Source organism: Pseudomonas sp. SJZ103 (assembly GCF_007828335.1).
Classification (GTDB): Bacteria; Pseudomonadota; Gammaproteobacteria; order Pseudomonadales; family Pseudomonadaceae; genus Aquipseudomonas.
The window spans coordinates 289610-309192 of the sequence record NZ_VIUN01000008.1; the positions used below are offsets into that span (position 1 = coordinate 289610).

At 61.5% G+C, this 19583-nt stretch carries 22 protein-coding genes and 1 pseudogene; 12 read left to right on the forward strand and 11 right to left on the reverse strand.

All coding sequences use genetic code 11. The features are described 5' to 3' along the window. Nucleotides 1-76 precede the first annotated feature (76 nt). Nucleotides 77-769: an NUDIX hydrolase gene (locus tag FBY10_RS19015; protein WP_131700160.1), complete on the forward strand. Its 693-nt coding sequence runs from the start codon at nt 77-79 to the stop codon at nt 767-769. A gap of 140 nt (nt 770-909) precedes the next feature. Here FBY10_RS19015 and FBY10_RS19020 read toward each other — a convergent pair whose 3' ends face one another. Together FBY10_RS19020 and FBY10_RS19025 are read right to left on the reverse strand one after the other, a co-directional pair. Then, complete coding sequence (locus FBY10_RS19020; RefSeq protein ID WP_145337226.1) at nt 910-1683, reverse strand: L-iditol 2-dehydrogenase; 774 nt, start codon at nt 1681-1683, stop codon at nt 910-912. A 21-nt stretch (nt 1684-1704) separates the two neighbouring features. Then, entirely contained in the window at nt 1705-3015 is a 1311-nt protein-coding gene (locus tag FBY10_RS19025) for a sugar ABC transporter substrate-binding protein (RefSeq protein WP_131700158.1), read from the reverse strand. A 211-nt stretch (nt 3016-3226) separates the two neighbouring features. Here FBY10_RS19025 and FBY10_RS19030 point away from each other — a divergent pair. The 3 genes and pseudogenes from FBY10_RS19030 (at nt 3227) to FBY10_RS19040 (ending at nt 6310) form a co-directional block, all read left to right on the forward strand. Next, a pseudogene (locus FBY10_RS19030) lies at nt 3227-4164 on the forward strand (helix-turn-helix domain-containing protein). A gap of 155 nt (nt 4165-4319) precedes the next feature. Further along, a complete protein-coding gene (locus FBY10_RS19035; protein WP_027607506.1) occupies nt 4320-5267 on the forward strand; it encodes a nucleoside-specific channel-forming protein Tsx in 948 nt (315 codons plus the stop codon). A gap of 14 nt (nt 5268-5281) precedes the next feature. Next, entirely contained in the window at nt 5282-6310 is a 1029-nt protein-coding gene (locus FBY10_RS19040) for a purine nucleoside permease (RefSeq protein ID WP_145337225.1), read from the forward strand. Between the two features lie 16 nt (nt 6311-6326). Here FBY10_RS19040 and FBY10_RS19045 read toward each other — a convergent pair whose 3' ends face one another. From FBY10_RS19045 to FBY10_RS19055, 3 genes are all read right to left on the reverse strand, one after another. Continuing rightward, entirely contained in the window at nt 6327-7286 is a 960-nt protein-coding gene (locus FBY10_RS19045) for a zinc-binding alcohol dehydrogenase family protein (RefSeq protein ID WP_145337224.1), read from the reverse strand. Between the two features lie 30 nt (nt 7287-7316). Beyond that, complete coding sequence (locus FBY10_RS19050) at nt 7317-7490, reverse strand: DUF1427 family protein (protein WP_131700718.1); 174 nt, start codon at nt 7488-7490, stop codon at nt 7317-7319. A gap of 69 nt (nt 7491-7559) precedes the next feature. Then, nucleotides 7560-8336 carry a helix-turn-helix transcriptional regulator gene (locus tag FBY10_RS19055; RefSeq protein WP_145337341.1) on the reverse strand — a complete coding sequence of 259 codons (777 nt, stop codon included), beginning with the start codon at nt 8334-8336 and terminating at the stop codon, nt 7560-7562. Nucleotides 8337-8453: 117 nt separating this feature from the next. Between FBY10_RS19055 and FBY10_RS19060 the strand changes: the two genes are divergently transcribed. After that, the gene (locus tag FBY10_RS19060) at nt 8454-8696 is read left to right on the forward strand and encodes a DUF6555 family protein (RefSeq protein ID WP_131700717.1); all 243 of its coding nucleotides are present in this window, start codon (nt 8454-8456) and stop codon (nt 8694-8696) included. A gap of 16 nt (nt 8697-8712) precedes the next feature. Continuing rightward, on the forward strand, nt 8713-8976 hold the full coding sequence (locus FBY10_RS19065) for a hypothetical protein (RefSeq protein ID WP_145337223.1): 264 nt from the start codon (nt 8713-8715) through the stop codon (nt 8974-8976). Nucleotides 8977-9021: 45 nt separating this feature from the next. Here FBY10_RS19065 and FBY10_RS19070 read toward each other — a convergent pair whose 3' ends face one another. The 3 genes from FBY10_RS19070 to FBY10_RS19080 form a co-directional block, all read right to left on the reverse strand. Continuing rightward, the gene (locus FBY10_RS19070) at nt 9022-9192 is read right to left on the reverse strand and encodes a metallothionein (RefSeq protein WP_131700715.1); all 171 of its coding nucleotides are present in this window, start codon (nt 9190-9192) and stop codon (nt 9022-9024) included. 88 nt (nt 9193-9280) lie between these two features. Then, the gene (locus tag FBY10_RS19075) at nt 9281-9733 is read right to left on the reverse strand and encodes a DMT family transporter (RefSeq protein ID WP_131700714.1); all 453 of its coding nucleotides are present in this window, start codon (nt 9731-9733) and stop codon (nt 9281-9283) included. Nucleotides 9734-9737: 4 nt separating this feature from the next. Continuing rightward, complete coding sequence (locus FBY10_RS19080) at nt 9738-10226, reverse strand: DMT family transporter (protein ID WP_065939787.1); 489 nt, start codon at nt 10224-10226, stop codon at nt 9738-9740. 118 nt (nt 10227-10344) lie between these two features. Between FBY10_RS19080 and FBY10_RS19085 the strand changes: the two genes are divergently transcribed. The 3 genes from FBY10_RS19085 to FBY10_RS19095 all read left to right on the forward strand — a co-directional run bounded on the left by FBY10_RS19085 (nt 10345) and on the right by FBY10_RS19095 (nt 12128). Next, on the forward strand, nt 10345-11277 hold the full coding sequence (locus tag FBY10_RS19085) for a LysR family transcriptional regulator (protein WP_145337222.1): 933 nt from the start codon (nt 10345-10347) through the stop codon (nt 11275-11277). Between the two features lie 126 nt (nt 11278-11403). Further along, the gene (locus FBY10_RS19090) at nt 11404-11754 is read left to right on the forward strand and encodes a type II toxin-antitoxin system Phd/YefM family antitoxin (RefSeq protein ID WP_371920983.1); all 351 of its coding nucleotides are present in this window, start codon (nt 11404-11406) and stop codon (nt 11752-11754) included. Beyond that, complete coding sequence (locus FBY10_RS19095) at nt 11751-12128, forward strand: type II toxin-antitoxin system VapC family toxin (protein ID WP_131700710.1); 378 nt, start codon at nt 11751-11753, stop codon at nt 12126-12128. The genes FBY10_RS19090 and FBY10_RS19095 overlap by 4 nt, the downstream gene beginning before the upstream one ends. Before the next feature lie 21 nt (nt 12129-12149). Here FBY10_RS19095 and FBY10_RS19100 read toward each other — a convergent pair whose 3' ends face one another. The 3 genes from FBY10_RS19100 to FBY10_RS19110 all read right to left on the reverse strand — a co-directional run bounded on the left by FBY10_RS19100 (nt 12150) and on the right by FBY10_RS19110 (nt 15940). After that, nucleotides 12150-13469, reverse strand: coding sequence for an Nramp family divalent metal transporter (locus FBY10_RS19100; RefSeq protein ID WP_145337221.1), 1320 nt, complete (start codon nt 13467-13469; stop codon nt 12150-12152). 41 nt (nt 13470-13510) lie between these two features. Next, nucleotides 13511-15064, reverse strand: a complete 1554-nt coding sequence (locus FBY10_RS19105; protein ID WP_145337220.1) for a DUF726 domain-containing protein — start codon at nt 15062-15064, stop codon at nt 13511-13513. A gap of 93 nt (nt 15065-15157) precedes the next feature. After that, a complete protein-coding gene (locus FBY10_RS19110) occupies nt 15158-15940 on the reverse strand; it encodes a helix-turn-helix domain-containing protein (protein WP_145337219.1) in 783 nt (260 codons plus the stop codon). A gap of 103 nt (nt 15941-16043) precedes the next feature. Between FBY10_RS19110 and FBY10_RS19115 the strand changes: the two genes are divergently transcribed. The 3 genes from FBY10_RS19115 (at nt 16044) to FBY10_RS19125 (ending at nt 19463) form a co-directional block, all read left to right on the forward strand. Further along, entirely contained in the window at nt 16044-16901 is an 858-nt protein-coding gene (locus FBY10_RS19115) for an EamA family transporter (protein ID WP_131700706.1), read from the forward strand. A gap of 126 nt (nt 16902-17027) precedes the next feature. Then, a complete protein-coding gene (locus tag FBY10_RS19120) occupies nt 17028-18836 on the forward strand; it encodes a monovalent cation:proton antiporter-2 (CPA2) family protein (protein WP_145337218.1) in 1809 nt (602 codons plus the stop codon). Between the two features lie 72 nt (nt 18837-18908). Then, a complete protein-coding gene (locus FBY10_RS19125) occupies nt 18909-19463 on the forward strand; it encodes a hypothetical protein (RefSeq protein WP_145337217.1) in 555 nt (184 codons plus the stop codon). Nucleotides 19464-19583 lie beyond the last annotated feature (120 nt).

Sequence of the window (19583 nt, forward strand, 5' to 3'; positions counted from 1 at the left end):
CTACCCTGGAGCCAGTACATGACATATCTGTCCGATCCGTTAGACTGTGCCCCACCGCTGTTCAGAAGGACGTCACATGCCCCTTAGCCCCTACCTCCATACCGTCGACCTGTGCGTGCTGTGCTACTGCCGCGCCGCCGGGGAACTCAAGCTGCTCTTGAACAAGCGCGAAGCCGAGCCCTTCGCCGGGCATTGGGCGCTGCCGGGCGTGGTGGTGAATGGCGGCGTGCAAGATCTGAGCCTCCAGGATGCGGTGGAACGCTTGCGCACCAGCAGCAAGGTCGGCCTGGAGCTGGCCTGGAGCGAGCAAGTGGGCACGGTGGGCGATGCGTTTCGCGATCCGCGTTGCTGGTCGTCGTCAACGTACTACCTGGCGATCATCGCGGATGAGGTGGCGCCGAGTGAGCATCAAGGCTGGTTCCCGCTGAAGGCGGTGGCCGATGGCAGTATCAAGTTACCGTTCGACCACAACAGCATCGTCGCGGCGGTGCAGGACCGGCTGTTTTCCAAGTCGCTGTACAGCAGCTTGCCGCTGATGTTCCTGGGCAATGAGTTCAGCGCGCCGGAGGCGACCACGATCTTTTCCCTGGTGCTGGAGCGACCGGTGCTCAAGACCAGTATTCGCCAGCGCTTGTTGAAGCTGACGGAGGCGGGATATTTGCGCGAGACGGGGCGCAAGAAGCAGGGTGAAGGCGGCAGGCCTCAGGCGACGGTGGAGAATCTGAAGCCTGGGGCGGTTTACTTCTTTGATCGCAGTTTTGCCGACTAAGCCGCCTTTTCAAGAACGATGACGTTCAAATGTGGGAGGAGGCTTGCTCCCGATAGCAGTGTGACAGTCAGCAAATAAAGTGACTGATCCACCGCTATCGGGAGCAAGCCCCCTCCCCCAGTTTTGATTGGGGAATTGCTTTAGCTCATCCAGTTGCCGCCGTCGACGTTATAGGTTTGCGCCACCACATAATCCGCCTCCTTCGACGCCAGGAAGATCGCCATTCCGGTGAGGTCTTCAGCCGTACCCATCCGCCCGAACGGCACCTCTGCCCCCACCCGCCGCTTCTTCTCGCCAGGCGCCAGGCCTTCATGCCTGGCAAACAGCGCATCCACCCCATCCCAATGCTCACCATCGACCACACCGGGGGCGATGGCGTTGACGTTGATCCCTTGCTTGATCAGGTTCAGCCCCGCCGATTGCGTGAGGCTGATCACCGCCGCCTTGGTCGCGCAATACACCGCCACCAACGCCTCACCGCGTCGCCCGGCCTGGCTGGCCATGTTGATGATCTTGCCGCCGTGCCCCTGGCTGATCATCTGCCGGGCAGCGGCTTGCAGGGTGAACAGCGTGCCGGCGACGTTGATCGAGAACAGCCGATCAAAGCTGTCGCGGCTGATGTCGACGATGGGGGCCAGGTCGAACAGCGCCGCGTTGTTGATCAGGATGTCGAGCTTGCCGGCCTGGGCAACCACGGCGGTAATCGCGCTGTCGATGGAAGCCTGGTCGGTGACGTCCATCGCTACCGCGTAGGCTTGTGGGCCAAGCTCGGCGGCGGTGGCCTGGGCCCGCTGCAGGTTAATATCGGCGATGGCGACGGTCGCGCCTTCATGGATATAGGCCTGGGCAAACGCGCGGCCAATCCCGCGTGCCGATCCGGTGATCAGCGCGCTCTTACCTTCGAGTCGTTTCATAAGGCATCTGTCCTTTGAACATTATTTGGGATAGCCGGCGCGTTTCATTTCGCGCTCGGTGGTGGACTGCGCCTGGAGCAACGCCTGCTCAACCGACATGCCCCCTGTCAGCGCCGCCGAGAACAGCTTGCCGACGGACGTGCCGATGGCCTGGAACTCCGGGATGGTCACGTACTGGATACCCACGTACGGCACGGGTTTGGCCGACGGGTGCGCGGGGTCGGCGTGCTGCATCATCTCCAGGGTCACCTGGGCAAACGGTGCGGCCTTGAGGTACGCCGCGTTGTAGGTGGACTGGCGGGTACCGGGCGGTACGTTGGTGATGCCTTCTTTATCGGCGACCAACTGGATGTAGTCCTTGGACGTGGCCCAGGCGATAAAGGCCTTGGCGGCGTCCTTGTGCTGGGAAGTGGCCGGGATCGCCAGCGACCAGGCGTACAGCCAGGAGGAGCCTTTGTCGGTGACTTCGGTGGGGGCCGCGGCGAAGCCTACGCTGTCGGCGACTTTGCTTTGACTCTTGTCGGTGGTGAAGGAGCCGGCGACGCTGGCATCGACCCAGATCGCGCACTTGCCGCTGTTGAACAGCGCCAGGGTTTCGTTGAAACCGTTGCTGGACACGCCGGGCGGCCCATATTGCTTGAGGGTGTTGACGTAGAAGTTGGCGGCGGCGGTCCACTCGGGGCTGGTCAACTCAGGCTTCCACTGCTCATCGAACCAGCGCGCACCAAAAGCGTTGGCCATGGTGCTCAGCAGCGCGATGTTCTCGCCCCAACCGGCCTTGCCGCGCAGGCACATGCCGTACTGGCCTTTGTCCTTGGCGGTGAGCTGGGCGGCGAATTCACCGAGCTGCGTCCAGGTCGGGTGCGCCGGCATGCTCAGGCCGGCTTGCTTGAACAGGTCGGTGCGGTAGTAGGTGACGGTGCTTTCCCCGTAGAACGGCAAGGCATACAAGGTGCCGTTGACCGACAGGCCCTGGCGCACCGAGGGGAAGATATCGTCGGCGTCGTAATCGGCTGGCAGTTGGGTCAGCGGTTCCAGCCAGTGCTTGGCGCCCCACAGCGGGGTTTCGTAGGTGCCGATGGTGAGCACATCGAACTGGCCGCCCTGGGTGGCGATATCGGTGGTGAGGCGCTGGCGCAGCACGTTTTCTTCGAGCACCACCCAGTTGAGCTGGATGTCCGGGTGCTGCTGCTCGAACACCTTGGACAGACGCTGCATGCGGATCATGTCGCTGTTATTGACGGTAGCGATGGTCACAGTGTCGGCAGCCTGGCTGGGCATGGCCAAGGCCAGGCCGGAAAGCAGGAACAACGCTTGCGGGAGCTTGAACATAGCGGTTTCCACCTGTTGTTTTTGTTGTTGAGGGCCGATTACAGCAGCTTGGGCCAGGCCCTCACAAACGCCTGACGCATGCCTGGCTGATACTTTTTTAACCGCTGCATAGGGCGCAAAAAAGTATCAGTGCCAGGCGAAACCGGGGGTAGCGAAGGTAGCGCCAACCCGCGTATTTTGAGGCGACTGCACCCATAGAAGAGGCATCACCATGCCCGTCAGTCGCGCCACGCTGTTCGAACACCGCCCCGCCGAGCTTGAGGTGATCCTGCCCGAGCCGCAGCACTGCTTTCGCTGGTTCGAACACGACTACCCTTACGATCTGGCGCGCTGGAACCACCACCCTGAATTCGAAATCCACCTGATTCGCCAGGGCAGCGGCAAGTTGGTGGCGGGCGACTATATCGGTGCGTTCAGTGCCGGGCATGTGGCCCTGATCGGCCCGACCTGCCCCATGACTGGATCGGCGAACTGGCCCCCGGCGAACATTTGAGCGGTCGCGACGTGGTGCTGCAATTCGACGGCGCCGCCCTGCTTGCCCTGCGCCAGACCCTGCCCGAACTCGGCGACTTGCAGCCGTTGTTCGAACAGGCCCGGCGCGGCCTGGAATTCAGTGGCGACACCGCCGTGCAGGCCGCACGGTTGATGGAAGCCATCGGCAGCGCCCACGGCCTGCAACGGCTGACCCTGTTCCTGCAACTGCTCGACTACCTGAAAAACGCCCCGGCGCAGCAGGTAAAGGCCCTGGCCAGCCCCTGTTACGCTCCGACCCTGGACGCCCGCAGCGCCGAGCGCATCAACAAGGCCTTCGACTACCTGATGCGCGAACTCACCGGCGACGTGCGCCTGTCAGTGATCGCCCAACAGTTGGACATGAGCGAACCTGGCTTCTCACGCTTCTTCAAGCGCAACACGGGCCATGGATTTATCGACCTGATGCGCAAATTCCGCGTGCAACGCGCCTGCCGGTTGTTGCTGCAAAGCGAGATGTCGGTGGCGGATATTTGTTTTGAAGTGGGCTACGCCAACCTGTCCAACTTCAACCGGCACTTTCGAATCGAGATGCACCAGACGCCCAGTGAATACCGCCGTGAAACGGCGATGCACCTGTTCAACCCCATCGAGAAAATGACACCCAGTCATTTCTGATCAAAAGGTCGAGTAATTCTGCTTTTTTCCATGGCATTCAAGCCATTAAGTAAAGTTGGTACAGCCTGTGCAACCGTTTGCGGTACGAACTTGACCGCCAAGTTCCCCACGACCCGATGAATCGGGTTCAAACCGCGTACGAATAGGGACTTTCAATGCACCCAACCTCAAGGCCCCGTGCCTGCTTTGGTGTTTCCTTGCTACTGGCCGCCGTAACGGGAGTACTCAGCGCGCCCATTTTGGCGCAGGAAAAACCCGTCGATGACTCAGCACAGGGCGAAACCCTGAGCCCTGAGGCCAGCCCGGCGAAAAAAGGCGTCTATCTGTCGGAATGGTTCAACCAGGACCTGACGCTGATCGGCAGCAAAGACATCAGCTTCGGCCCCAAGCCCCAGGATGATGTCTACCTGGAATACGAGTACTTCGGCCGCAAGGGGCCCTTCGAGTTGTACGGCTACATCGACGTGCCGAAGATCCTCGGCATCGGCAACAGTAACGACAAAGGCGCGTGGGACCATGGCTCGCCAGTCTTCATGGAGCACGAGCCGCGTATCTCCATCGACTACCTGGCCGGACGCAGCCTGGCCATCGGCCCGTTCAAGGAATGGTATGTGGCGTTCGACTGGATCTACGACCACGGCAGCAATAAGGCCAACCGAGCCAACACCCTGTACAGCGGCCTCGGCACCGACATCGACACCCACTCGCGTGTCAACCTGTCGGCGAACTTCTACGGGCGTTACCAATGGGAAAACTACGGCGCCAGCAATGAGTATTCCTGGGACGGCTACCGCGCGCAGATGAAATACATCGTGCCCATCGGCAAGTTCGACAACGGCGCCTCGCTGACCTACATCGGTTTCACCAACTACGATTTCGGCTCGGACCTGCACAAGGACAACCCGGCGCGCACCGCCAACGCCCTGGTGGCGACCAACGTGCTGCTGTATTCGTTCACCCACCTGCGCTTTACCCTGGTCGGTCGTTATTTTCATAACGGCGGCAACTGGGAAGACGGCAGTGAGTTGAACTTCGGCGAGGGTAACTTCCGCGCCCGCTCCGACGGCTGGGGTTATTACGCCGGCGTGGGCTACCAATTCTGATCAAGGAGTATTAGATGAATACGTTTACCCGTCTCTCGCTGGCCGTCGGCCTGGCCCTGTTTCCCCACGTGGTGCTGGCTGATTCTGCTGCCCCCATCAAGCCCAAGGTGATGCTGATCACCATGTTCGCCCCCGAGGCGCAAACCTGGATCGACCGCCTGGAACTCAAGCAGGAAGTGCGCGTGCCGGGCCTGTCCGCCGAATACCCGGTGATCCGCTGCAACACCCGGGACGTGTGCTTGCTGGTGACCGGCATGGGCCAGACCAACGCTGCCGCGTCCACCCTGGCCCTGGCCTTGTCGCCCAAGTTCGACCTGCGCCAGAGCTATTTCCTGATCGCCGGGATTGCCGGCATCAGCCCGAAACACGGCACCATCGGCACAGCCGCCTGGGCCCACTACCTGGTGGAATTCGGCACCCAGTGGGAACTGGATTCGCGGGATGCACCCAAGGATTGGCCGACCGGCTACCTTGGCATCAACACCAAGGGCCCCAACGAAAAGCCGCCACTGGACTACAAGACCGAAGTGTTTGAGCTGAACCCCAAACTGCAGGCCAAAGCGTTCGCCCTGTCGCACACAGTCGAACTTACGGAAAGCAAAGAGTCCGCCGCCTGGCGCAAACACTACCCCGCCGCACCCGCCAACCAGCCGCCGCAAGTCACCCGCTGCGACACCCTGGCGGGCAATACCTGGTTCTCCGGCACGCGCCTGAGCGAACGCGCCGAGGTGTGGACCAAGTTGCTCACGGATAACAAAGGCGAGTACTGCACCACCCAACAGGAGGACAACTCCACGTACGAGGCCTTGCTGCGCGCCAGCCGCGAGGGGTTGGTGGACATCCAGCGCCTGGCCGTCGTACGTGCCGGATCGGACTTCGACCGCCCGTACCCTGGCTACAGCGAAGTGGACAACCTGCTCAAATACGCCGACCAGGGAGGGTTCGTACCGGCGTTGGAAAACCTCTACCGCACGGGTAACCCGCTGGTACAGGCGATCCTCAAGAACTGGTCGGCATGGGAAAAAGGCGTCCCAGAAGCCTAGTGCACATCAGGATGTGTCAAGGCAGCAAAATGATCTTGTCCGCACTGCCTTGATTCACGTCCTCATAGCACTGCACGCCATCGGCCAGCGCCACTTCGCGCAGGCCGGTCGGCAGCGGCAGCAGGCCCTCATCGAAGAAACGCCCGAACTGCTCCAGCATCACCGCGCACTGTTCACAGTTGTAGAGCAATGAATTGATCCCCACCACCGAGCCGCCCTTGCGATACAGGGCCAGGGCCGGCAGTTGTACATGGCCGTCCACCGGCGCGGCAATGATCGCGATGCGGCCGAACGGCGCCAGGCCTGCCACGGCCGCCGGCAGCCAGAAACCGGTGGTGTCGAAGATCACATCGGCGCCACCCTTGAATACCGCATTGACCTGCGCGCCCAGCGCTTCGGGCTTGCCCAACGCAATCGCGTCGACCCCTTGCGCCTGCAACACCTCGACCTGGTCAGCCTTGCGTACCGCTGCCAACACCTGCGCACCAAGAACCCTCCCCAAGGCCAATGCCGCACTGCCCACCGCCCCATTAGCGCCGATCACCAGCAACCGCGTGCCTTTGCCCACGCCACTGCGCTCCAGCGCATCCCAGGCGGTGGTGTACGGCACACCCAGGCTGGCGGCCTGGGCAAAACTCAGGGGGGCGGGTTTATGCGCCACACCTTTGGCCGAGACGGTGAGGTACTGGGCGTGGGAACCGTCGGCGAAAAAGCCCAGGTCGCGACCGGTGCCCCAGACCTCCTGCCCCACCAGCGCCTGCGGACCTTGCACGACCACGCCGGCAAAGTCGCGGCCCGGTATGCGTGGCACGGTGGTGTAGGGGAAACGCCCGAGTACGTTCTTCACATCGCTGGGGTTGAGGCCCGCAGCCTTGATCTGTACCAGCACTTCATCGGCGGCCGGCACCGGCGTGGCGACGTCGACGAAGCTCAGGGCGGTGAGGTCGCCAGTGGCGGAAAATTGCAGTGCTTTCATTGCCAGTATCCATCGAAGGGAGAAAAGGAATCAGGACAACCAACCGCTGACCAACTGCCGGCCCATGGGCCAGAGTTTTTCGCCGAGCAGCATGCCCATCAGGCCCACCAGCGCAATGGCGGGTGGTGCGGGCGAGCGGAAGTCCAGTGCGCCGTAGATCACGCCGACAAAGAGGCCAATGACAAGGGAGATCAGGTAACTCATGGGGGCAGCGCCTGGTGATTTGATGGGCTTAGTGTAGGAAGCCCATCCCGGCAGCATCGGCCAAACGCTTCAGGATTTCGGCCAACTCACATATTGAGAAGGCGCCACCCCCAGTTCACGCCGGAACATGTCGCTGAAACTGCTCGGCGAATAGCCCAGGGACCGCGCAATAGCGCTGACCGACTGGCCCTGGATCAACTCGGCCACCGCCGTGGCCAATTGCACCTGGCGACGCCATTCGGCAAAGCCCATGCCCAGGTGGTGCTGGAACAACCGCGCCAAGGTGCGCACGCTGGCACCTGCCGCCTCAGCATGCTGCTCGAAAGGTATCTCCAGGGACGGCGCCGCCATGACCGCCTGGCAAGCGCTGATCAGCCGGCGATCGGCCTCCACCGGCATGGCGATACGGATCTGCGAGCGGCGTGCCCGGCGCAACTCCAGCAGGGCCAGGCCGACCACCGCGTCGTAATACCCCGCGTCACCGCGGTCGCCCTGCTCCACCAGCGCGACGACCAATTCGCGCAGCAGCCCACCGACTTCAATCACCTGCACCTGGCTGTCCAAAGTCGCCGCCAAGGCCGGGCGCAAGTAGATATTGCGCATCTGCAAATCCGACACCACCCGGATGCCGTGCTCAACCCCCGGCGGCAGCCAGACCGCACGCTGGGGCGGCACCACCAGGGCTTCACGAGGCGTCTCGACCCACATCACGCCGCTCATGGCATAGAGCAATTGGCCCCAGTCGTGCCGATGGGGCTCCACATACAAGCCACGCGGGTACGTGCGTGCCAGGGGTTGCACGGGGACAGCGTGATCACTGAGGTCGGGGGGCGCGGCCAGGGCCATGAGGTGCACGTCTATCGATGGGTAAGCCGTCATGGTAATGACCACCGCTCGACAATCCGAGTGAATTTTTGCCGCCTGGGGCGATCACTTGTTTACACCACCAGGGTTGATGGGCCAATGAATAACGCAAAACTGTTTGTGATCGACTACACCCTCCATGGCGAAGCCAAGTCATTCATTATCCGTCTGGAAAAGCTGGATACCTTGGAGGCCTGGCATTGGGCAAGCTGTGACGCTGGCGTGGGCCGTATCGGCCGTTTCGCCCGCGAGCAGGTGAAGAAGACCAGCCAGGAACAGGCCGAGAAATTCGGCATAAAAAACGTGCAATGGCGCCGCTCGGATGTGCGCGCCCAGGCTTGATCAAGGAGAAATGAGCATGGATTCAATCAACGGCAAAGCGCGCATCGATTACACCCGGGACACGTTGTTCGGGCCATTGGCCAAGCATGTCGAGTGCCAGGTGAGCGTGCAGCACAAACCCGGCTGGCTGGTGCTGAAGGTGTTCCAGCCGTTGCCGGACGATTTGCATGATGCGCAAACCCTGGTGCTGGCACTCGAAGGTCGACGAACCAGCGGCGTGGTAAAAGACAGCCGGCATTTGTCCGACCACAGCCTGCGCCTGGAGCTGGAACCCCAATAATCGATACGCAGGGAGCCCACTATTTCAGGCTCCCTGCGAACGTATTCAGCCTTTGGCCGACTTGGCACACTCGCACCCCGTTGCAGCCGAACAAGGCTCGCCATGGGCATGGTGCTCGGCACAGCCCTGGCAGCAATAGCCCTTACCGTCCTTCATTACCGCATCGACGCCCAGCACACACTTGCAATGTGGGCAGGCACAGGTTTGATCAGGCATGGCCAGACTCCTTCTTCATGGTCGTCCGGTGCGGCGGTTGCCAGCACCTTAAGCAGTGACTGCCCGCCGTCGGCGATGGTTCAAACCATCAGTCGGTACGCGTATTGCTGCGGTACATGAACACCAAGGCCAGAGCCAGACACACCATCGCCAGGATGCGGCTGCTCGACAGTTCGACAGCCGGGTTGCCCAGCCACCCGAAGTTATCGATCAGCATGCCCATGCCCAATTGCCCGGTGATCACGGCCACGGTTGCCACCGCAGTACCGACCACCGGCACCGCCCCGACCATCACCATCATGTACACCACGCCGAACAATGCGCCGGTCAGTTGCCATTTGGGCACGTCCAGCAGGCTGAAGGTCTGGGCCGGTTCGAAGAAGAAAATCAGCAGTGCGGTGGTGAGCGCGCCCACCGCAAACGTCAGCAGACTGCTGCGCAACACGCCTACCGACTGGCCGAGGCGCCCATTGATCGCCGCCTGCACACTCAGCACCGCACCTGCAGCAATCACCAGCACCAATAACAGAATCAGATTCATCGCCTTACCCTCGTGCTATCAGAACAAGTGCCGCCACAATCAACGCCAGGGCTATCCAGCGCTCGCCATTGACCCGTTTGCGTGCGGTGCCGAACCAACCGAAATGATCGATCAGCACGCTCTTGCCCACCTGGCCGGACAAAATCGCGATCATGGTCATGGCAATACCGATGTGCGGCGTGGCCAGGGTCAGCACCACCACGTACATCGGCCCCAGGAACCCACCGATCAATTGCCAGCGCGGCAGCTCGGACAGCGCCGGCCCCTTCTGCGGGCCGCTGAACAGCAGCAGCAAAAACAGAATCGCCGAGCCGACGCCGAAGATGCTCAAGGTTGCCCACAGGTGCCCCACTTGCACGCCGAGCGGCCCGAGCAATCCTGCCTCGACCGACAAGCCCATGCCGGCCAGGATCACCAGCGGCAACAGCAGCAGCCGTAGGAGGTTTTTCTTCGGCGTGGCTTGCGCCACAGCCTCGATGGAACTTGCTTGCATACATCACCTGCACGTCAACAAAGGATTGGATGACGCGCATTATCCGGTGGTCGTTCTGTGCGATAAATGGGAGTATGCGGACAACACCTTTGCGCAGAACGCACAGCACGGAGCCACGATGCAGGGTTTGAATGAATTGAGTTTCAAGGCGCTGCGCCTGTTCGTCGCCGTGCTGGATCACGGTAGTTTTTCTGAAGTAGCCCGCCGTGAAGGCTTGGCGCCCTCCTCGATTTCCCGGCAGATCCAACTGATGGAACAAGCCCTCGGCCAGCAGTTGCTCTATCGTCACACCCGCGCGGTAAGCCCCACCGAGGCCGGGCGCCTGCTGGGGCGGCACGCGCGCGTGATGCTCGAACAACTGGAAGCCGCCGGCCAGGCCCTGCAGGAGCAGGAAAGCGAACCCAGCGGCCTGGTACGCATCAACGCACCGATGGTGTTCGGCCAGCGTCACCTGTCACCGTGGCTGGGTGAGTTATGCCGGCGCTACCCGAAACTGCAACTGGACATCCAGCAAACCGACACCTTCGTCGACCCGCTGCAAGACGGCACCGACCTGCTGTTTCGTATCGGCGTGCTCAACGATTCCAGCATGCAGGCACGCATCTTCGCACCCCAGCGCTTTCGCCTCGCGGCCAGCCCCGCCTACCTGGCCCGGCATGGCATGCCCCGACACCCTGAAGAACTGATCCACCACCAGTGCCTGGCCTACAAGGGCATCACCGGCCAGCAACGCTGGTTTTTCCGCAAGGGCCAGGACGACTGGACACCCTATAGCGTCAAAGGCCCGATCACCGGCAACCATGCCGACACCCTCACCCACGCCGCCGAACAAGGCCTGGGGCTGGTGGTGTTTCCGTCCTGGCTGATCGGCGAAGGCCTGCGCGCCGGCACCTTGCAGGCGGTGCTGACGGACTACGATGTGGCGACAACCCTCGAGCCCCAGCAGATTGCGGCGTTGTGGCCGGGGAGCCGGCGCCTGTCGCTGAAAGTGCGCACGGTGATTGATTACTTTGTGGAGTGTTTTGGGACGGTGCCGTATTGGGATCGATGAGCGGTTGAGGAATTTTCCGCGTAGTAAAAGTAGGCTCGGTCTGATTTAACGAGCCACTATATTTTGGACTGGGTGCATTGCGGCAGACTTTGGCGATGTCTTTTTTGGAGAGATGCCATGGTTTTCATGTACCCAAAGCCATCGCGCGATGAACGCGCGGCGGCAACCAGCGGTCGGCCCGTCTTGGATAGCTCGCCCAGTTTTGGCTATATTTGGCCAAAATACGCGGAGCACCTCATGATTACCGTACCCTTGGGCGAAGCAAAAAATAACCTGTCAAAACTGGTGGATGACGCCGCCGCCGGCAAAATTATCACCATTGCCAAGCATGGACGTGCGATGGCGCAACTCGTCCCCGTGGGGAAATCCAAAGGTCAGCGAATTGGCGTGATGAAAGGAAAGCTGGTTGTCCCCGAGGATTTTGAAGCGCCCCTGCCAGATGACCTGCTGGATACGTTTGCAGGCAGCCATCCATGAGGGTGCTGCTGGATACCCATGTTCTGCTCTGGGCACTGAGTGATGACCCGAAGCTATCCAGCAAAGCCCGACGACTGATCGAGAATGCCGCAGAGATTTACGTCAGCGCGGCAACCTTCTGGGAAATGGCGATCAAGGTCGGCCTTGGAAAACTCGATGCCGACCTGGACGAAATCCGGGAATATTGCCTTGAAAGCGGTTTCGTCGAACTGCCCATCACCTCAGAACACGCGATTGCCGTAAAGGATCTTGAGCATCATCACAAAGACCCTTTTGATCGGCTCATCGTAGCGACAGCCATCAGTGAACCGATGAGGCTAATGACCGCCGACGCGCAGATTGCCCAATACACATCCCTGGCCATTCTGGTGTAGTCCACACCCACTGCCCGGAACTCAGAACACCCACTGTCCAATCAACCACGCATTGGCCCCACTGATGACCGCAAACAGAAACCACGCCAACACGCGGGTATGCAGGCGATTGACGAACGGCCCCATCAGTTGCTTGTCGCCGGTCATGCGGATCAAGGGGTACAACGCGAACGGCAACTGCAGGCTGAGCACTACCTGGCTGAGGATCAGCAGCTTGCCAATGGCCTGGTCACCCATCAACCACACCCCGAGAAACGCCGGGATCAGCGCCAGCCCACGGGTGATCAGGCGGCGTTGCCAGCAGGGAATTCGCAGGTTGAGGTAGCCCTCCATGATCACTTGCCCGGCGATGGTGCCGGTAAAGGTCGAGCTTTGCCCGGACGCCAGCAAGGCGATGCCGAACAGGATGCTGGCAAAGGCGCCGCCCACCAGCGGGTCGAGCAAGCGGTAGGCGTCCTGGATCTCGACCACCTCAGTGTGCCCCGTCTTGTAGAAGGCGGAGGCGGCGAGTATCAGGATGGCGGCGTTGACCAGCAGTGCCAGGGCCAGGGAGCCAATGGTGTCGATCCGGGCCAGCTTGACCGCGTCCTGTTTGCTCGCGAGGTCTTTGCCGATCAGGCGGGTTTGCACGATCGAGCTGTGCAGGTAGAGGTTATGGGGCATCACCGTGGCGCCGAGAATACCGATAGCCAGGTACAACGGCGCGGCATCGCTGATGGCCGAAAGGGATGGAGTGAAACCACTGAACACATCCGGCCAATAAGGTTTGATCAGCACCAGCTCAATGAAGAAACACGCGCCGATGGTCGCCACCAGCGCCAGCATGATCGCTTCCAGGCGGCGAAAACCACGGTTTTGCAGGGCCAGGACCAACAGCGTATCGAAGGCGGTGATGACAATGCCGGTGGTCAGGGAAACGCCCAGCAGCAGGTGAAACGCCAGGGCGCAGCCGAGCACTTCGGCGAGGTCGGTGGCGATGATGGAGATTTCCGCCAACACCCACTGGGTGCGTGCGGAGCGTTTGCTGTAGCGCTCACGGCACAGTTGCGCGAGGTCCTTGCCGGTGGCGATGCCAAGGCGTGAGCACAGGCACTGCACCGCCATCCCCGCCAGACTGGCGAGCAACACCACGAACAACAGGCTGTAGCCGTAGCGCGACCCGGCTTCGATGGCCGTGGCCCAGTTGCCCGGGTCCATGTAGCCGATGGAGATCAGCAGGCCGGGGCCGGCGAACATAAGAATGCGTTTGAAGAACGACGCCGTGGGGTCAACGGCGACGGAGCCCGCCACTTCCGGCGGGCAGAATGGAGCGGTAGCGATTTTCGGCAGGCTGAATTTCACGCGGTATCCCAGGCAAACACACTCGACAGGGGCTCAGCTTATCAGTCAGACGCAACGGTGCGCATCACCGTCTCCCGAGGCAGGTCAAACGCCTCCACCACCTGCACCACCAGGTCCATCTCCTGGTTCAAGGCTTCACGCTCCATGCGCTGGCGAATCACCCCGACCACCAACACCGCCAGGGTGGTAATCGAATAGGCCGGGCCGGAAAACGCCCGTACACCGCTCACCAGCAGCATCGCCGCCGCCAGCGCCTGGCCGACCACCGGGATCGCGGAGGCCGCACCACGACGCAGGATAAACCCGGTCAACCCGGCCAGCGCCGTGCCACTCAATGCCGTAGTGGCCGAGCGGCCGACATCGAAACGGCTGAACAGCCCCTGCTCTTTCTGTGCAGCCGCCTTGAGCTCTGCGTCGAATACCTGGCGGTCGGCGTTGCTGAGTTTGTCCTTGTACTGCTCAATCAGTTTTTCCGCGACCAGGGCTTCAAGGTCAGCCAGCGCAACGGTTGCGACGGGCTCGGAAAACTTGATCCCCAGCCGCTGCGCCACATCTTCGGCAATCTGGCGATAATTCACGCCGTGGCCACGGGCCAGGTTCATAAAACTATCGCCGCCCATGCGCTGCAACTCGATGGCCAGCTTGAGCGGGTCGCGCACCGTGGCGTCGATCGATGCACTGCGCTTTTGCGCCATCAATTCGGCGAGAAACTTCAGCTCTTCCGGCCGCGCCTGCACCAGGGCCGGAAACAAGTCGACGTCCTCTTCGGCAAAGCGTACCTCGCTGCTGCGCTGGTCGGAACGAATCAGGCCGCGCCGCTCCTGCAACAGGTCGGTGTACTGCACCACGGTCTGCAACTGCGGCCAGTAGGCGGCGTGATCGAAGGTGGCCAAGTGCACATTGGTGACCTTGGCCTTGAGCGCCGGCGTCACCGGGATCGCGTACCGGCCGATGCACCGCTCGGTGTCCGGCTTCATCGCCAGGGCCCAGTCCTTGCTGGAATGGCAATTGATCACCCGCCCCTTGAGCGGCGCGCACACCTCTTCCCAAGGGCTCGACGTACAGATCGCGCCGCCCATCAACAGCAGGTTGTCCAATGGCAGCTCGCGCGCGGTGTCCGGGCTGGCCAGCAGGCTCTTGACCAGAATCCGCGCCCCCAGGGAATGACCGATCAGGTTGATACGCCGCACCTCCAGCGACTCGCCATGCAGGTAGCTAGCCAGCTCCGGCAGCAAGCTCCTGGCCACTTCGTCCACCCGCGCCTCGACGCTTTTATAGTGGTCGAGAAAATACGCAATCGCCTTGCCCACGCCTACGGTCGCAGCACCGATGCCACCACCACCCAGCATCGCGGCGATCACATCCTTGAAGGGCGCAAACAGGTTTTCCAGGAAATGCCCCGCCGGCCAGAACAGCATCAGGTTGGTCGACCCTTCGATACCCGCGAGCTGCGCCTTGAAATTGCCCAGTTGTTGCCGGTTGAAGAACGCCGAGTAACCGTGAACATAGAGATTGAGCACATCCCCCTGAGGCTCGCCGCACAATACGAACGTGGGCTTGCGGGTGCGGTGCATTTCATCCCACTGGTGCTGCATGGGCCGGTGACTCCTGGTGACGAGGGACGGCGATAATACCAAAGGGAGGCTTGTAGGACGGTGAATCCTGACCGGCGTGGCGGTCGCGAAGGATCAGAACTGCGCCGCAGCCTTTGATTTGGCCAGGTAGCGCGCCGGCGAATCCCCCAGGTTGCGCCGGAACACGGAGGTGAATGCACTGGAACTGCTGAACCCCAATTCGAGCGCTACCTCGGTGATGGACGCGCCGTGGCTTAGCCGTGCGGTGGCTTCCAATAGGCACACCTGCTGGCGCCAGGACACGAACGTCATCCCCGTGCCCTCGTAGAAATGGCGGGTGAAGGTGCGCCGGCTCATGTTCGACCAATCAGCCATCTCATCAAGGGTGATTTTCTGCGTGGGCGCATCCAGGAAGCGCTGACAGGCTCGCGCCAGCCGCGACTCGCACGGCAATGGCGCGCTGAGTGGCAGCTCGGGCATGGCTCCGATTTCATCAATCAACAGCGTCAGCACGCAGTGATGCCTCACGCTGGGTAATGTCGAGGAGTCGATAGCCAACGCCGCCTCGAGCAAATGCCTGAGCAGGGACGACACTTCAAACACTTGGCAGCGCTCCTGCAACCCCGCCCGCTCAGCCGCCTCGGCGTTCAAGTAGGTATTGAGCATCACCACATCCCCGCGCATATGCATTTCATGGGGCACACCACCCGGCACCCAGATCGCCCGTTGCGGCGGTACCACCCAGTTGCCGAGATCGGTGAACATTTTCAGCGCGCCGGTGGAGGCATAGGCGAACTGCCCACGTGAATGCGTGTGCCGCTCAAAGACGGTGCCGCAAGGGTATTCGCGCAGTGTTACCACGGCTTCAGGGCTGGCGGAGTCAAAGGTCGGAATCATGGCCCGATTCTGTCAAAAGATGACCTTACATAGCAAGCGGGCCAGCCAACCACCCCCTAACATCCACGCCCTTGGATAACTGTAATGACCAAGGGAACATTCCATGCTGAAAAAACATCTGGCGCTCGCCGTGCTCGTCACCTTGGTATGGGGGGTGAATTTCCCCATTACCAAACTGGGCCTGCGCTCGGTCGACCCCTTCGTCCTCACGGGCATCCGCTTTGCCCTCGCCGCCCTGCCACTGGTGTTCTTCATCAAGCGCCCCGCTGTCAAATTCAGCTACGTGGCCGCCTACGGCGTCATCTTCGGGTTGGGCATGTGGGGCGTGATCAACTATGGCATCGAAAGGGGTGTGAGCCCCGGCATCGCGTCATTGATCATTCAACTCAGCGTATTTTTTACCATGGGCTGGGGTTGCGTGTTGTTCAGGGAAAAACTCCGCGGGACGCAAATGGCAGGTGCATTTCTGGCCCTGATCGGCCTGGCAGCTATCATCTCCACCCGGGAAGGCAGCCACGCAGTGCTGGGCGTGATGCTGATCGTATTCAGCGCGCTGGCCTGGAGCGTGGGCAACGTCATCATCAAAAAGTCGGGGGTCACTGAGGTCTTCTCGTTCATGGTGTGGGCCAGCCTGTTTCCGCCGATCCCGTTATTTCTTATGGCCTGGCTGATGCATGGCAGCGCGCCGTTCGAAGGCTTGCAGTCGAGCCTCGACATCATGGCGATCCTGTCCATTCTGTTTCAGGTGTACCTGGCGACGCACTTTGCCTACTGGGGCTGGAACTCGCTGCTCAAGCTGTACCCGGTGTCCACGGTGGCGCCACTGTCGTTGTTGATTCCGGTGTTCGGGATCAGCAGTTCGATGCTGCTGATTGGCGAGCGTGTTTCCACGCCGGACCTGATCTCGATTGCGATCATCATCGTCGGCCTGGCCGTGGGTTTGTACCGCAAGCCGGCGTGAACCGCCCGCCGCCAAACACGCACTGGCGTGTTGTCCCTTCAAACGCAGCAAAAACACAATTTTCGAAAGGTAAAAAGCGCTCTAATACCCTCCTGTCGATTGGTTTTAAAGATCCTGGAGTTCGCAATGCCCCATGAAGGCAACCTGCTACAAGCAGCCGTGGTGTTCCTGCTCGCCGCCGTGCTGACCGTGCCCCTGGCCAAACGCCTGCAATTAGGTGCGGTGCTCGGCTATCTGTTTGCCGGTGTGATCATCGGCCCATCGATATTGGGCCTGATCGGGAACCCGCAAAGCGTCGCGCAGTTCTCCGAATTGGGCGTGGTGTTGCTGCTGTTCATCATCGGCCTGGAACTGTCGCCCAAGCGTTTATGGGTGATGCGCAAGGCTGTATTTGGCGTCGGCCTGGCCCAGGTGCTGCTCACCGGCCTGGTCATGGGGGTGGTGGCGTTGTGGCTGTTTGGCCAGTCGTGGAACAGCGCGATTGTGCTGGGCCTAGGCCTGGCGCTGTCGTCCACCGCATTTGGCCTGCAAAGCCTGGCCGAGCGCAAGGAGCTGAACCAGCCCCACGGACGCCTGGCGTTTGCGATCCTGCTGTTCCAGGACATCGCCGCGATCCCGTTGATTGCCATGGTGCCGCTGCTGGCCGGCAGCGATCATCCGACCACCGAAGCCCAAGGCCTGCAACACGTCCTGCAGATCCTCGGCAGTATTGCCGTGGTGATCATCGGCGGGCGCTACCTGCTGCGGCCGGTGTTTCGCATCGTCGCCAAGACCGGCCTGCGCGAAGTGTCCACCGCCACCGCCTTGCTGGTGGTCATCGGCACCGCCTGGTTGATGGAACTGGTGGGCGTGTCCATGGCCCTCGGTGCCTTCCTCGCCGGCCTGCTGCTGGCGGACTCGGAGTACCGCCACGAACTGGAATCCCAGATCGAGCCGTTCAAGGGCCTGCTGCTGGGGCTGTTCTTTATCAGCGTGGGCATGGGCGCCAACCTCAGCCTGCTGCTCAGCTCGCCGCTGGTGGTGATCGGCCTGACCCTGCTGTTGATCGGTTTGAAGCTGCCGCTGCTGTACGCCGTGGGGCGTATGGTGGGTGATCTCAACCGCGAAAGCGCCCTGCGCCTGGGTGTGGTGCTGGCCGCGGGCGGTGAGTTCGCCTTTGTGGTGTTCAAGATCGGCCGCGACCAGGGCCTGTTCGAACCGCACCTCTACGACGTGCTGGTGCTGACCATCACCCTGTCCATGGCCGTCACGCCGCTGTTGCTGCTGGTGTGCCCGAAGCTGTTCAAGCCCAAGGTCAAGCCGGTGGAAGTACCGGAGGAATACCGCACCATCGAAAGCGATGCGCCGCGGGTGGTGATCGCCGGCATGGGCCGTATGGGCCAGATCGTCGCGCGGATCCTGCGTGCACAGAACATCTCCTTCATCGCCCTCGACACCTCGGTGGAAACCATCGAGCTGACCCGCAGTTTCGGCGGCATGCCGGTGTTCTACGGTGACCCACAACGCCCCGAGATTCTCCACGCGGCCAAGGTCGACCAGGCGGAGTTCTTCGTGATCGCCATGGACGACCCGGAGATCAACATCAAGACCGCCGAACTGGTGCGCAATCTCTACCCGCACATGAAGATCATCGCCCGCGCCCGTAACCGCCAGCACGTGCACCGCCTGGTGGACCTCGACGCGTCACCGGTTCGCGAGACCTTCTACTCCAGCCTGGAAATGAGCCGCCGTACCCTGGTGGGCCTGGGGTTGAGCCAGGCCCAGGCCGATGCCCGCATCACCCGCTTCAAGAACCACGACCTGCAAGTGCTCGCCGCCCAGCATGCGGTGTACGACGATGCGGCCAAGGTGATGCAAACCGCCCAGGAAGCCCGCGCCGAACTGGCGCGACTGTTTGAGATGGATCGGCTTGAGGAAGAGTCCGACAAGGTGTGAGGCTAAGGATGAACGATATTGCGAATTTTCTGACAGAATACGCCGCAATTTCGTTCATCCTTGGAGCGCTTCATGGTCAATTTCACCAAGACCGCAGTCCTGCTGGCCCTCGCGCTTACCGCCGGCAGCGTGTTCGCCGCCGCCAAGCCGGCCACGCAAACCATCTCCACCCTGGGCGGTAAGTTCAACTTCAACCTGCCCAAGGCTTACGCCGCCGACGCCCTGCCAGCCGGCAAGGCCGAGGACGGCACCGCCGATACCCAAGGCACGATGTACGCCAACCAGACCACGAAAAGCGTGGTGATCGTCGCCGAAACCGTGCGTAACGACGGTGTAACCATCAAGGACAACGACCCGCAGTTCCTCGACGGCGCCGTGGCCGGTTTCGTCAAGGACCAGAGCGCCGCCCTGCCCGACTTCAAGAAGCTGAGCGAAAAGAAACTGACCTTCAAGGGCCTGGGCCTGCGCCAGGTGGACAGCACCGCCACCCAAGGCGGCGGCAAGACGTTGAACTCCACGTTCCTCGGTGGTTCGGGCAATCACCTGCTGGTGATCCAGGCAATCTCGCGGGCGGATGATGCGAAGGGACATGCCGAGTTGGTGAAGCAGATTACTGGCGGCAAATAACAAATAGTCCTGACAACACCCATCAAATGTGGGAGGGGGCTTGCCCCGGTACAAACCGGGGACATCGTTTACATTTCTAACCGGGGACATGGTTTACAGGCTAATACGCATGATCAGGAG